The 12,992-nt window shown below is 38.0% G+C and carries 15 protein-coding genes; all 15 read left to right on the top strand.

The window, feature by feature from the left end; genetic code table 11:
- The first annotated feature begins 27 nt into the window (after positions 1-27).
- Positions 28-498 carry a chemotaxis protein CheW gene (locus NST02_RS14980; RefSeq protein WP_095308101.1) on the top strand — a complete coding sequence of 157 codons (471 nt, stop codon included), beginning with the start codon at positions 28-30 and terminating at the stop codon, positions 496-498.
- A 5-nt stretch (positions 499-503) separates the two neighbouring features.
- Positions 504-1,145, top strand: coding sequence for a chemotaxis protein CheC (locus NST02_RS14975; RefSeq protein ID WP_340949230.1), 642 nt, complete (start codon positions 504-506; stop codon positions 1,143-1,145).
- Positions 1,138-1,635 (top strand): chemotaxis protein CheD, encoded by a 498-nt coding sequence (locus tag NST02_RS14970; protein WP_095308105.1) that lies wholly within the window; start codon positions 1,138-1,140, stop codon positions 1,633-1,635. The genes NST02_RS14975 and NST02_RS14970 overlap by 8 nt, the downstream gene beginning before the upstream one ends.
- A gap of 267 nt (positions 1,636-1,902) precedes the next feature.
- The gene (locus NST02_RS14965; protein ID WP_340949229.1) at positions 1,903-2,667 is read left to right on the top strand and encodes a FliA/WhiG family RNA polymerase sigma factor; all 765 of its coding nucleotides are present in this window, start codon (positions 1,903-1,905) and stop codon (positions 2,665-2,667) included.
- 63 nt (positions 2,668-2,730) lie between these two features.
- On the top strand, positions 2,731-4,068 hold the full coding sequence (locus tag NST02_RS14960; protein ID WP_340949228.1) for a DUF342 domain-containing protein: 1,338 nt from the start codon (positions 2,731-2,733) through the stop codon (positions 4,066-4,068).
- 43 nt (positions 4,069-4,111) lie between these two features.
- Positions 4,112-4,423 (top strand): hypothetical protein, encoded by a 312-nt coding sequence (locus tag NST02_RS14955; RefSeq protein WP_150913520.1) that lies wholly within the window; start codon positions 4,112-4,114, stop codon positions 4,421-4,423.
- A 9-nt stretch (positions 4,424-4,432) separates the two neighbouring features.
- Positions 4,433-5,032 (top strand): hypothetical protein, encoded by a 600-nt coding sequence (locus tag NST02_RS14950; protein ID WP_137742840.1) that lies wholly within the window; start codon positions 4,433-4,435, stop codon positions 5,030-5,032.
- A 173-nt stretch (positions 5,033-5,205) separates the two neighbouring features.
- Positions 5,206-5,907 (top strand): 30S ribosomal protein S2, encoded by a 702-nt coding sequence (gene rpsB, locus NST02_RS14945; RefSeq protein WP_095308115.1) that lies wholly within the window; start codon positions 5,206-5,208, stop codon positions 5,905-5,907.
- A 268-nt stretch (positions 5,908-6,175) separates the two neighbouring features.
- Positions 6,176-7,057, top strand: coding sequence for a translation elongation factor Ts (gene tsf / locus NST02_RS14940; protein ID WP_150913522.1), 882 nt, complete (start codon positions 6,176-6,178; stop codon positions 7,055-7,057).
- A gap of 118 nt (positions 7,058-7,175) precedes the next feature.
- Positions 7,176-7,898 carry a UMP kinase gene (gene pyrH, locus NST02_RS14935; RefSeq protein ID WP_150913524.1) on the top strand — a complete coding sequence of 241 codons (723 nt, stop codon included), beginning with the start codon at positions 7,176-7,178 and terminating at the stop codon, positions 7,896-7,898.
- A 2-nt stretch (positions 7,899-7,900) separates the two neighbouring features.
- Entirely contained in the window at positions 7,901-8,458 is a 558-nt protein-coding gene (gene frr, locus NST02_RS14930) for a ribosome recycling factor (RefSeq protein WP_137742841.1), read from the top strand.
- A 285-nt stretch (positions 8,459-8,743) separates the two neighbouring features.
- Positions 8,744-9,520 (top strand): isoprenyl transferase, encoded by a 777-nt coding sequence (locus NST02_RS14925; protein WP_340949227.1) that lies wholly within the window; start codon positions 8,744-8,746, stop codon positions 9,518-9,520.
- Positions 9,521-9,541: 21 nt separating this feature from the next.
- Positions 9,542-10,333 carry a phosphatidate cytidylyltransferase gene (locus NST02_RS14920; protein ID WP_095308124.1) on the top strand — a complete coding sequence of 264 codons (792 nt, stop codon included), beginning with the start codon at positions 9,542-9,544 and terminating at the stop codon, positions 10,331-10,333.
- A 45-nt stretch (positions 10,334-10,378) separates the two neighbouring features.
- Complete coding sequence (locus NST02_RS14915) at positions 10,379-11,524, top strand: 1-deoxy-D-xylulose-5-phosphate reductoisomerase (protein ID WP_340949226.1); 1,146 nt, start codon at positions 10,379-10,381, stop codon at positions 11,522-11,524.
- A 174-nt stretch (positions 11,525-11,698) separates the two neighbouring features.
- The gene (rseP, locus tag NST02_RS14910) at positions 11,699-12,961 is read left to right on the top strand and encodes an RIP metalloprotease RseP (RefSeq protein ID WP_095308128.1); all 1,263 of its coding nucleotides are present in this window, start codon (positions 11,699-11,701) and stop codon (positions 12,959-12,961) included.
- Positions 12,962-12,992 lie beyond the last annotated feature (31 nt).

Below are 12,992 nucleotides of genomic sequence, written 5' to 3'. Positions count from 1 at the left end.
AACCCCTTTTAAAGGAAGGTGACGATAATGGCTGAAACTTTAACAGAGGATATTAAATTCATTGTTTTTCAGTTGAAAGAAAAGGAATATGCCATTCCGGTAAACAAAGTGAACTCGATAGAAAAGATAGAGCATATTACTAGAGTGCCTGGATTAACTCCATATGTGAAAGGTGTCATTAATTTAAGAGGTGTTGTAACACCGATTATCGATTTAAGACTGCGTTTTGGTCTTGATGAAATTAAATACACTGAAAGCACAAGAGTGATCATCATTTCTTTTGATGATATGGAAGTCGGTTTAATTGTCGATGCGGCCAATGATGTTATTGATGTTAATATGAACTCTATTGAGCCACAGCCAGAAGTGGTTGGTGTTGAGGAAGCAGAGTACATAAGTGGAGTTGCCAAAATTGATAAACGGCTTCTTATCTTATTGGATCTTGAGAAAATTTTGAATCGGGATGAAATTCGTTCAGATAGTAAAATAGAAGGCTAACTATTATGAGTTTTCTGGAGAAAATTTCAACCGTTCACTTAGATGTTTTGAAAGAAGTTGGGAATATTGGGGCTGGAAATGCTGCGACCGCTCTTTCAACCTTACTTAATAAGAAAATTGATATGAGGGTGCCGAAAGTCAGAGTTGTTTCCTTTGATGAGATGATGGAGATGGCGGGTGGTCCAGAAAATATCGTCGCTAGTGTTTTTTTAAGAATTGAGGGAGATGCTCCGGGAAGTATGTTTTTCGTTCTATCTTTAGAACAAGCAAGTACGTTTATTAAACAAATGACCGGAGATAGTCAATTTTCATTTGAGAAACTACCTTATGACGAAATAGCAATGTCTGCCCTGCAAGAGCTTGGTAATATTCTCTCAGGCTCATATCTATCGTCTTTATCAGATTTTACCAAATTAGATTTATATCCATCTGTTCCCGCATTAAGTATAGACATGGTTGGTGCCATTATTAGCTATGGTTTAATCGAGTTGTCCCAGGTCAGTGACTTCGCTATTGTGATTGATACAGCATTAGATGATGATGATTATAATGGTCCTAAAAGTGTAAAGGGGCATTTCTTCCTTTTGCCTGATCCAGACTCTTTTGAGATTATTTTTCGAGCATTAGGAGTAACTGAGAATGAATGATACGGTTCAAGTGATTAAGGTTGGGATTGCGGATATGAATATTGTAAGAACACCTTATCATATAAGAACATCGGGATTGGGCTCATGTGTTGGTGTTGTTATCTATGATCAAGGGAAAGAGCTTGCCGGATTAGCACATGTAATGCTACCTGATTCCACACTTGCAAAGGGTGGAGCCTTTAATATTGCAAAATACGCGGATACTGCTGTAAAGGAACTGGTCAATCGATTGTTAAAAAATGGCGCACGGGACTATTCATTGAAGGCAAAGCTGGCTGGCGGTGCACAAATGTTTCAATTCTCTAGTTCGAATGACATGATGAGAATTGGCCCGAGAAATGTGGAAGCAGTGAAAAGAGAGCTTGCAGCTTATAAGATTGCCATTGTTGGAGAAGATGTTGGTGGAAATAGCGGTCGAACGATTGAGTTCGATCCAAAAACTTGTCTACTCCACATACGCACCGTTAACAAAGGTGTTTTTAATCTTTAGTCATGTTGAATCAGTCCCCTAAAAAGGACTGATTTTTCTTGTTTATGGGTATATTTTCCTATTAATGATCTTTAATAATAGTTGTGACAATTTTCGAACTTCTCTAATATGATGAACGTGAATTTGCTATAATAATAGTATAAATCTACTGCCTTATAAGAATGAGAATATGTTAAAGATAAATGTAATTCGCTATTTATATGTTCAAAAGGTGCGACGATTATTGGTAATAATGGTCGGAATTTAATAAAGTATTGGGAGGTTGCAATGGGACAGGTATTAACAACTGAGGAACAACTAATATGGGATAAATGGATTTCGACCCGCGACTCAGAAGCAGGAAACCTGTTAGTCAAAAAATATATGCCTCTTGTCAGTTATCACGTACAAAGGGTAGCTGTTGGCCTTCCAAAAAATGTATCAAGAGATGATATTCATAGCCTTGGATTAATGGGTTTATACGATGCACTGGAAAAATTTGATCCGACAAGAGAATTGAAATTTGATACTTATGCGTCATTCAGAATTCGTGGGGCAATCATTGATGGTCTAAGAAAAGAAGATTGGTTATCAAGAAGTACGAGGGAAAAAGCGAAAAAAATCGAAGCTACTATTGGAAAGCTTGAACAAAAATTTATGAGGAATGTAACGGCTAAAGATATCGCTATTGAGCTGGATATGCCGGAAGAAGAAGTCCATGCCACAATGAACGAACATTTTTTCGCAAGCATTCTTTCAATTGATGAGCGTGGGAGCGACCAAGACGAAAAAGATGGTCAAGCCTATACGATAAAGGATATTAAAGCCGATATTCCCGAAGAAAAAATCGTAAAGGATGAACTAATTCAAGAAATGTCGGAAATGATCTCTCAATTAAATGAGAAAGAGCAACTCGTTTTAAGTTTGTTCTATCAAGAAGAACTCACCTTAACAGAAATTGGACAAGTACTAGATTTATCAACTTCAAGAATTTCACAAATCCATTCAAAAGCAATATTTAAGCTGAGACAATCTTTAAGTAAAATGATCTAATACACTTGTAAATGGAAGATAAGAAAAGAAAGAGGGCCGGAGAAAATGGAGATACCCTTTCGCGTGAGAATAAGTAAAGATCAATTGAAAGCTGAAATTGAATTGATTGATAAACAGGACGAAAAATTTTCAATTTCAGTTAATGCGCTTGAGACATTTTTAGGGGAGCAAAATGTCGCTTTTGGAATAAATCATTCGTTGCTTCATGAAATTGCCGCAAAACCGAAGGTGCAAAATTATCCTCTAACGATTGCAGAGGGCATTGCACCAAAAAATGGCGAAGATGCGCATTTAATTTTAGAGATACAAAAAGAGGAATCGGAAAAGAAAGAAAAAATTAATTTTCGCGAAGTACTCGATATCCCTTCAGTAAAAAATGGCCAGGTGATTGCCAAAATAGTTCCGCAAACTAGCGGTGTAAACGGGCGTGGAGTAACGGGGAAATTACTCCCTGCTCGTGATGGCAAACCATTGAAGACAAGGGCTGGCAAAAATGTTATCAAGGAAGGAAATCAATTTATTGCAACTACGGACGGTCAAGTAAGCGTTACTCAAAAAACAGTTACGGTTAATCCTGTTTTTGAAGTAAATGGTGATCTAGATTTAAAAACAGGCAACATTAATTTTATTGGCAATGTTGTTATTCGTGGCAATGTTCCAACTGGTTATGAGGTTATTGCTGGTGGTGATATTAAAATTGCTGGACTTGTGGAAGGTGCACAACTGGTTGCTAGAGGGAATATCCTCATCTCTGGTGGAATTACAGCAGGAAATCGTGGTAAAGTAGTGGCAGGAGGAAGCATCCAAGCAAACTACTTAAATCAGGCTAATGTCCGTGCTGGTCAGGACGTAATTATTAACACCTCCTCTTTGCATAGCCAGATTGAGGCGAAGGAATCAATTTACTGTAAACAAGGTCATATTATCGGTGGCGTTCTTCGTTCAGGTAAAGATATACATGTGAAAGAGGTAGGAAACCATCTATTCACAAAAACAGAGCTTTATGTTGGCTATGATTCTTCTATTGAACAAAAAGAAATAGAGCTTAGAAAAGAGATGAAGGAGCTCTCTGAAAATATAAAAAAGTTAAGAATGATCGAAAATAAATTAGTTGAAGCAGCGAAAATAAAAGGAAAGCCTACCACGCAGGAACAAGTGCTGATCGTCAAACAAAGAGCAACAAAGCGGCAATTAGAGCTTAAATTAGCACAGGTTGAAGGTGAGCTTGAAGCAATTGAAGCAAAAAAAGGAAACCGAGAACATTATGCTGTCTATATTTATGAAAAAATATATCCAAACACAAGTCTTTGTTTTGGCAAATATGTCAGAGTAATTCAGAAAACGCATTCATATGTGAAGTTTTTATTAGAAAATAAAGAAATTGTATTTCAACCAATTTAGTTCGCCTTGCCTTTAATTATATTAGTGAGGAAGTGAATGAAAAGTGAGCCTCAAAGCAATTGAAATGCAGGTCGCGCTTCCAAGAACACATGATGCGGGCAAATTATTAGAGCAAATGCAGCAACGAGGTCAACTACAGCATGATCTTGCCTCCGAAAGTGTGAAAAGGGAAGAGGAAAAAAAGAAAAATTCAGTTATAAAGCAGGAACAAAAGGATATTACCCGATTTCAAAAAGAGAGGCACCATGAGGAACAGTCTCAGTCTCAACAGCATGGATCGAATAAAGGAAAACAGAAACACCATCCAAAGGAACAGCATCCATACAAAGGGACAAGGGTGGATTACAGCGGATAGAGGGGTACCATGACGAACTTATTTTTATTCATCAGTTTAATTTTAAATATTGTTGCTTTATTTTGTATTGTTATTCTTTATTTGCGTCAAAACAGACTTCTTGTAGTCGAAAAAAGGCAGGAAGAAATTCTTAAAGAGATTGAAGAGGTAATATCGAGTTATTTAATAGAAATGACAGAGGAAAATGAAAAATTTATCGAGAAGTTAAGTCAAGTTCAAAGTAAGACTGAAGCAGGGCAGGGAATGGCGATCACCGAGCAAATAGACGATAATATGGAGCTTAACAAAGAACGCGTCCAGCTTGAAAAGGGTGAAAACATCACCTATCGTAAAGGAACTGTTTTTCAAGCAGTCAAAGCATACCGAAATGTAAATGGTAATAGTGAAGAAAAACTTGACCAAGAAAAGGTCAAGCCTAATCTTGAGAATAAGGAAGCACAGAGAGAGAAAATAGAAGATAGCGATGATATAAATGATGAATCAGTTTATCACAAAGCAATTTTGTTGCAAAAACAAGGTCTGTCAATTGAGGATATTGCTAAAAAGCTTGGTAAAGGTAAAACGGAATTAGAATTATTATTCAAATTACGACAAAATGAAAAAGAATGACTTGATTCGTCATTACACATGTGCTATATTTACAAATGGTGTTAATACACACGTTCATGGATTTAGGCAAATGGTGCTGTTTAATATGAAGACAATTCGTCAATTGCTATTAAACAGTTTTTGACTAAAGATGATATGGGCGGAGGAAAACAAAACCATTAGGAGGAAGAAACATGTCAGTAATTTCTATGAAGCAATTGCTTGAAGCTGGTGTACATTTCGGACACCAAACTCGCCGTTGGAACCCAAAAATGAAGAAATATATCTTCACAGAACGTAACGGCATTTATATTATCGATCTACAAAAAACAGTTAAGAAGGTTGAAGAAGCTTATAACTGGGTAAAAGAATTAGCTGCAAATGGCGGTACAGTTCTTTTTGTTGGTACAAAGAAACAAGCACAGGATTCTGTGAAGGAAGAGGCAGAACGTTCTGGAATGTACTATGTAAACCAACGCTGGTTAGGTGGTACTTTAACAAACTTCGAAACCATTCAAAAGCGTATTGCCCGACTTAAAGATATTGAAAGAATGTCTGAAGACGGTACTTTTGAAGTGCTTCCAAAGAAAGAAGTAGTTGGATTAAGAAAAGAGCAAGAGCGTCTTGAAAAGTTCTTAGGTGGAATTAAAGACATGAAGCAACTTCCAGATGCTTTATTCATCATTGACCCACGTAAAGAGCGCATTGCTGTTGCTGAAGCTCATAAATTAAACATTCCTATCGTAGGTATTGTTGATACAAACTGTGATCCAGATGAGATCGATGTTGTAATCCCTGCAAATGATGATGCTATTCGTGCGGTTAAACTATTAACTGGTAAAATGGCTGATGCGATTTTAGAAGCGAAGCAAGGCGAAGAAGTAACAACTGCGTAATGGGAAAAGTGGTAGCGCCTTGCTCAGTTCTGACAAGCACAAGGCGAGCTGCTAGAGAGGTTGAGCTTTAACTTTCTTAGCGGATTGTGCTGTGACCACGAGGGACTAGGCGCTGGAACTAGACATCATAGAGTTGATTCAATGAAGGTGATAAGAGGGCTTTACCCTTCTTTATCACCTTTTTTTGAGAATAATGAATGATTGAAGATTAGCTTTTGCTAGTCTAGCTAAAAATAATGATACATAGATTTAAGGAGGATAACTCATTATGGCAATTACTGCACAAATGGTTAAAGAACTGCGTGAAAAAACGGGCGCAGGTATGATGGATTGTAAAAAGGCGCTTCAAGAAGTAGATGGCGATTTAGAAAAAGCAGTTGATCTTTTGCGTGAGAAAGGAATTGCGAAAGCTGCGAAAAAAGGCGATCGTGTCGCTGCGGAAGGTTTAACTTCAGTAAAAGTTAACGGCAATGAAGCTGTTATCCTTGAAGTAAACTCTGAAACAGATTTTGTTGCAAAAAATGAGGGATTCCAAACACTTGTTCAAGAGTTAGGCGCTCATCTGCTTGCGAAGAAACCAGCTACGGTTGAAGAAGCTGTTACCCAAACGATGGAAAATGGTTCTACAGTTGAAGCTCATATTAATGCTGCGATTGCAAAAATCGGTGAAAAACTGTCATTGCGTCGCTTTGAAATTAAGACAAAAGGTGATAACGATGCATTTGGTGCATACTTACACATGGGCGGACGCATTGGGGTTCTTACAGTTCTTGAAGGTACGACAGATGAAGAAGCTGCTAAAGATGTTTCCATGCATATTGCCGCTTTAAATCCAAAGTATGTTTCTCGTGATGAAGTGTCTGCAGAAGAAGTTGAACGTGAGCGTCAAGTTCTAACTCAGCAAGCCCTAAATGAAGGAAAACCTGAAAATATCGTTGCAAAAATGGTTGAGGGTCGTCTAGGCAAATATTTTGAAGACGTTTGTGTTAACGATCAAGCATTTGTTAAAAATCCTGATCAAAAAGTTGGACAATTCGTTTCAGCTAAAGGCGGTAAGATTCGTGACTTCGTTCGTTATGAAGTTGGAGAAGGTATCGAAAAGCGTGAAGATAACTTCGCAGAAGAAGTAATGAGCCAAGTTAAAAAATAATTTGAATTTAAAACCGATAGGGGACACGTTGTGTTCCCTATTTTCAAAAACAAACTTGATGCCTTTAGTTTAAAGTAGCAATGAACAAGGGATCCGAATTATACATACGGAGGTTCTCATGAGCAGTCCAAAATACAAACGAGTCGTCTTAAAATTAAGTGGTGAAGCATTAGCTGGTGAAAAAGGCTTTGGAATTAACCCAACCGTTATAAAATCGGTGGCAAATCAGGTGAAAGAATTAGCTGATCTTGGTGTAGAAGTTGCTGTAGTTGTGGGCGGAGGAAATATTTGGCGCGGAAAAATTGGTGAAGAAATGGGCATGGATCGTGCTAATGCTGATTATATGGGAATGCTAGCAACGGTGATGAATTCATTGGCGTTACAGGATAGTTTAGAACAAGCTGGAGTAGAAACGAGAGTACAAACATCGATTGAGATGCGTCAAGTGGCAGAACCGTATATTAGACGTCGGGCTATTCGCCATCTCGAAAAGAAACGCGTTGTCATTTTTGCTGCCGGAACAGGAAACCCATACTTTTCCACTGATACAACAGCCGCATTGCGAGCTGCAGAAATTGAAGCAGATGTCATTTTAATGGCTAAAAATAATGTCGATGGTGTCTACTCGGCAGATCCAAGAGTGGACGCAAATGCGAAGAAGTATGATGAATTATCATATTTAGATGTGTTAAAGGAAGGTTTAGCAGTGATGGATTCTACCGCTTCATCTTTATGCATGGATAATGATATCCCGCTAATTGTATTTTCAATTATGGAAAATGGAAATATTAAAAAAGCTGTTCTTGGTGAAACGATCGGAACAATTGTAAGGGGGAAATAAAAATGCCAAAACAAATTATTGCGAACGTAAAGGATAAAATGACGAAAGCGATTCAGGCATACACTCGTGAGCTAGCAAGTATTCGCGCAGGAAGAGCAAATGCTTCCTTGCTAGATAGAATTACAGTCGATTATTATGGAGCACCAACTCCAATTAATCAATTAGCTGGTGTATCTGTCCCTGAAGCCCGTTTACTAGTGATTCAACCGTATGATAAATCAGTTTTGGGAGAAATAGAAAAAGCCATTCTAAAATCAGACCTTGGCTTGACACCAACAAGTGACGGGAATATTATTCGCCTTTCGATCCCACAGCTAACTGAAGAACGCCGTAAAGAGCTGGTAAAAGTGGTCAAGAAAGAAGCTGAAGAAGCGAAAATTGCTATACGTAACATTCGCCGCGATGGCAATGATGACTTAAAGAAGCTTGAAAAGAATGGTGAAATTACAGAAGATGATCAACGTGGCTATTCAGACGATATTCAAAAGCTAACAGATGAGTATATTGCTAAAGTTGATAGCCTGACAAAGGATAAAGAAAAAGAAATTTTGGAAGTATAAAGATAACTTTATCAGTTATACCCTCTAATTATAGGGGGTTTTTATTTTACAAAAGTGAATGGAAAGGGTAGGATATTGGGAGGTTAGGGTAATTTTGAAATAGAAATTTTTGTAGTCTTAATTTCTCTTGCTCGTACATAATTTTTTATAGAGATATCTCACTTATTTTTTGTTATGATAGAGGCAGCTACGGAAAAAAGTGGAATATTGAATGGAAGGCTCATTTTTTCGTCGTGCTAAACTTAAGTATTCGGGAAAAAATGATCCCTCTGGAGGAGCGGAATCATGTTAGATAAATTAAAGTCATGGAAAAATAGCAAAAACTCTCCCATTCTCCGGGAACAAATAGAATTTTTAAAAAAGCAACCTATTCCAGAACATGTGGCGATTATTATGGATGGAAATGGTAGATGGGCAAGGAAAAGGGCTCTCCCACGAGTTGCAGGACATCATGAAGGGATGAAAGGTGTCCAAAAGATCACGAAGCTGGCGAATGAACTAGGAGTAAAAACGCTTACTTTATATGCCTTTTCAACTGAGAATTGGAAACGTCCCAAAATGGAAGTAGATTATTTAATGAAACTGCCTGAAGAATTTCTTGGAACCTTTTTACCAGAGCTTGTTGAAGAAAACGTCCGTGTCGAAATGATTGGTTATAAAGAAAGCTTACCCTCACATACGATTGGAGCTATCGAGCATGCAATGGACAAAACGAGGGATAATGATGGTCTTGTCTTAAATTTTGCCCTTAATTACGGAAGTAGAAGTGAGATTGTGGACGCTGTAAAGCGTGTCTTAGAAGATTATAAAAGTGGTATAATAAAGGAAGATATGATCGATGAAGAGGCTTTTTCCTCTTATTTAATGACAAACAAACTAAGTGATCCGGATCTTTTGATCAGAACAAGTGGAGAAATTCGTTTAAGCAACTTCATGTTATGGCAGCTTGCTTATACGGAATTTTGGTTTACTGATGTGCTATGGCCTGATTTTAATGAGCAGCATTTCATTGAGGCTGTAGAAGCATACCAAAATCGGCAACGGCGTTTTGGTGGAGTATAATAAAGGTGTTGAATATATTAGATGAAGCAAAGAATTATTACAGCAATTATCGCAGCAGCAATTTTTCTACCGATTGTTATAATAGGCGGAGTTCCCCTGATTTTGCTCGCCTATTTATTAGCGTCTATCGCTCTTTATGAATTATTAAAGATGCGGAAATTAAAGCTATTTTCAGTACCGGGCTTGATATCGCTAATTGTACTGTGGATTTTTTTATTACCGAATCAATTACAGGAGATTCTAATCGTCCTCAAATATTCAAAGGTAGAGGTTGCGTTGTTAGCCATTCTGCTATTTTTAACCTATACAGTGGCTACGAAAAACAAATTTACCTTTGACGATGTTGCTTTCTCAATTATGTCGATCATTTACATCGGCATGGGTTTTTTATATTTTATCGAAATAAGGGAAGCTGGTGGATTAATTTACATTTTTTACTCCCTCTTTATTATTTGGGCAACAGATTCAGGAGCGTACTTTATAGGCCGCGCAGTTGGAAAGAGAAAGCTATGGCCGGAAATTAGCCCTAATAAAACAGTGGAAGGTTTCTTTGGCGGAATCTTCTGTGCGGTAATTGTATCTGTACTGTTTGTCCTTTTTTCAGATATAGACGCCTCTTTTTTGGAATTAGGAATCATTACCATTTTTCTTTCCATATTTGGACAGGTGGGTGATTTAGTTGAATCTGCTTTAAAAAGGCATTATCATGTCAAAGACTCTGGGAGATTACTACCAGGTCATGGAGGGATACTAGATCGCTTTGATAGCTTATTATTTGTGTGGCCACTGCTGTATTTCTTCCATTTAATTTAGATGGAAGGCTCATGGTAAGTGCTTTTATGATCAGGAGTGAAATCGTTGAAATATATTAGTTTATTAGGGGCAACTGGTTCGATCGGAACGCAAACGCTGAATATAATTAAAGAACATGCAAATGAATTTCAATTAGCTGCAATGACTGTTGGCCGTAATATTACACTTGCTAGGAAAATCATTGCTGAATTTAAACCGGAATTAGTGTCTGTTGCCGACAAGGAAGATATGGATAATTTAAAGCTAGAGTTTCCGAATGTGAAATTTACTTTTGGCAACGATGGTTTAATAGAAGCTGCTGTATATGTTAAGTCAACTATTCTTGTCAATGCTGTTATCGGTAGTGTAGGATTATATCCAACACTGGAAGCGATTCGAGCTGGAAAAACGATTTGTATTGCAAATAAAGAGACGTTAGTGACGGCAGGGCATCTTGTGATGAACGCAGCAAGGGAGTTTGACGTCCCTATCCTGCCTGTAGACAGTGAGCATTCAGCAATTTTTCAAGCGTTACAGGGTGAGAAAGAGAAAAATATTGAAAAGCTAATCTTAACTGCTTCAGGAGGAAGCTTTAGGGATAAAAGCAGGGATGAATTACAAAATGTCACTGTTTCAGAGGCATTGAATCATCCGAACTGGTCCATGGGTGCAAAGATTACGATTGATTCGGCAACGATGATGAACAAGGGCTTAGAAGTAATTGAAGCACATTGGCTCTTCGACATTCCATATGAAAAAATTGATGTGTTGCTCCATAAAGAGAGTATTATCCATTCCATGGTTGAATTTCATGACAGTAGCGTGATTGCACAGCTAGGAACACCAGACATGAGAGTTCCGATCCAATATGCGCTAACCTATCCCGATAGACTGCCTTTAAGTACGGCGAATAGGTTGAATTTAGCTGAAATTGGCTGTTTGCATTTTAACCATATGGATTTTAATCGATTTAAATGCTTGCAATTTGCTTTTGATGCAGGCAAGGCAGGTGGGACTTTGCCAACGGTGTTAAATGCTGCCAATGAAGCAGCTGTCGAAGCGTTTCTCAACGGTAAAATTACGTTTCTGCAGATCGAGGAACTAATTGAAAAGTCGCTAACTGCACATGACTCCATTAAAGATCCAGATCTTTCCCTTATTCAAGAAGTTGATCAGGAAACTAGAGCATTCGTTTACTCACTTCTAAAATAAAGGCGATGTTATATGACATTTATCATTTTGGCTCATTGCGGTGATTGGTGGGGGATGAACAAGGTAGCTTCTCTTTAATCAATTCAAGACAATGAAACTGGGGAAACGCTAAGTTCCCTATAAAATGAGACAAAAAGCGTATTTAACGTAGCCTAAATAAAAGGTGGTTATATTTTGAGTACAGTTATAGCCTTTATTATTATTTTCGGGGCGTTAGTATTTTTTCATGAATTAGGACATTTAATCTTTGCAAAAAGGGCGGGAATTCTCTGTCGTGAATTTGCGATAGGGATGGGACCGAAGCTCCTTTCATTTACAAAGAATGACACGGTTTATACGATTCGCCTTCTCCCGATTGGTGGCTATGTACGCATGGCCGGTGAAGATCCTGAAATGGTCGAGATCAAGCCTGGATACCGTGTTGGTCTGTTGTTTGATAAAAATGATGAAGTATCTAAAATTGTACTTAATAATAAGGAAAAATACCCTGATATTCGCGTGATTGAGGTTGAGCATGCTGATGTTGAACATGAGTTAATGATAAAAGGTTATGAAGAGGGCGATGATGATCGTCTGCAAACCTTTCGAGTCAGCAGAAAAGCAAATTTTGTTGAAAATGGAAAAGAAACTTTAATTGCACCTTATGATCGTCAATTTGCTTCAAAAACACTCGGTCAAAGAACGATGGCTATTTTTGCAGGTCCATTGATGAACTTCGTGTTAGCCTTTGTCGTCTTTGTGATCATCGCTTTAATTCAAGGAATGCCAACACACGAACCGATGCTTGGCAAATTAACTCCTGATGGAGCTGCTTTAGAAGCAGGTCTTAAGGAAGGCGATATTATCCATACAGTCGATGGGGCTGAAATATCCACATGGGAAGATGTGGTGGAAGTTATCCAGAAGAATCCCGAAAAGGAATTGGAATTCTTCCTGGAAAGAGATGGGCAAGATCTGACCATTCCCGTTACTCCAAAAGCACAAGAAGTAGAAGATGGGAAAACGATTGGAATTATTGGCGTCTATAGTCCAATGGAGAAATCGCCACTAAAATCGATCACATACGGGGCAAAAGAGGTTTATATTTGGACAAAGGAGATCTTTTCCATGCTCGGTAAGCTGATAACAGGTCAATTTTCAATTGATGCTTTATCTGGTCCTGTTGGGATCTATGTTTCAACTGATACGGTGGCTAAATCCGGTGTCCTTTATTTAATGAAGTGGGCAGGAGTACTTAGCATTAATTTAGGAATTATGAATCTTCTTCCGATTCCGGCATTAGACGGTGGGAGATTGATGTTCTTTGCTGTAGAAGGTTTAAGAGGAAAACCGGTTGACCGACAAAAAGAAGGAATGGTTCACTTTATCGGTTTTGCATTATTAATGCTTCTTATGCTCGTGGTAACGTGGAACGATATTCAAAGATTTTTCCTGTAAAGTCATATAATTAAAGAAGCTGGTATCAAAA

This window comes from Robertmurraya sp. FSL W8-0741 (genome assembly GCF_038004005.1).
In the GTDB taxonomy this organism is placed as follows: Bacteria; Bacillota; Bacilli; order Bacillales; family Cytobacillaceae; genus Robertmurraya; species Robertmurraya siralis.
The sequence above is the reverse complement of the archived record's forward strand: the minus strand, read 5'-3'. Positions and strand labels throughout refer to the sequence as shown.

Bases quoted from the DNA above. Each gene is read 5' to 3' on its own strand.
- NST02_RS14975 (WP_340949230.1), top strand. From the start codon at position 504: ATGAGTTTTCTGGAGAAAATTTCAACCGTTCACTTAGATGTTTTGAAA.
- rpsB (WP_095308115.1), top strand. From the start codon at position 5,206: ATGTCAGTAATTTCTATGAAGCAATTGCTTGAAGCTGGTGTACATTTC.
- NST02_RS14965 (WP_340949229.1), top strand. From the start codon at position 1,903: ATGGGACAGGTATTAACAACTGAGGAACAACTAATATGGGATAAATGG.
- frr (WP_137742841.1), top strand. From the start codon at position 7,901: ATGCCAAAACAAATTATTGCGAACGTAAAGGATAAAATGACGAAAGCG.
- pyrH (WP_150913524.1), top strand. From the start codon at position 7,176: ATGAGCAGTCCAAAATACAAACGAGTCGTCTTAAAATTAAGTGGTGAA.
- NST02_RS14925 (WP_340949227.1), top strand. From the start codon at position 8,744: ATGTTAGATAAATTAAAGTCATGGAAAAATAGCAAAAACTCTCCCATT.
- NST02_RS14920 (WP_095308124.1), top strand. From the start codon at position 9,542: ATGAAGCAAAGAATTATTACAGCAATTATCGCAGCAGCAATTTTTCTA.
- tsf (WP_150913522.1), top strand. From the start codon at position 6,176: ATGGCAATTACTGCACAAATGGTTAAAGAACTGCGTGAAAAAACGGGC.
- NST02_RS14950 (WP_137742840.1), top strand. From the start codon at position 4,433: ATGACGAACTTATTTTTATTCATCAGTTTAATTTTAAATATTGTTGCT.
- NST02_RS14970 (WP_095308105.1), top strand. From the start codon at position 1,138: ATGAATGATACGGTTCAAGTGATTAAGGTTGGGATTGCGGATATGAAT.
- NST02_RS14980 (WP_095308101.1), top strand. From the start codon at position 28: ATGGCTGAAACTTTAACAGAGGATATTAAATTCATTGTTTTTCAGTTG.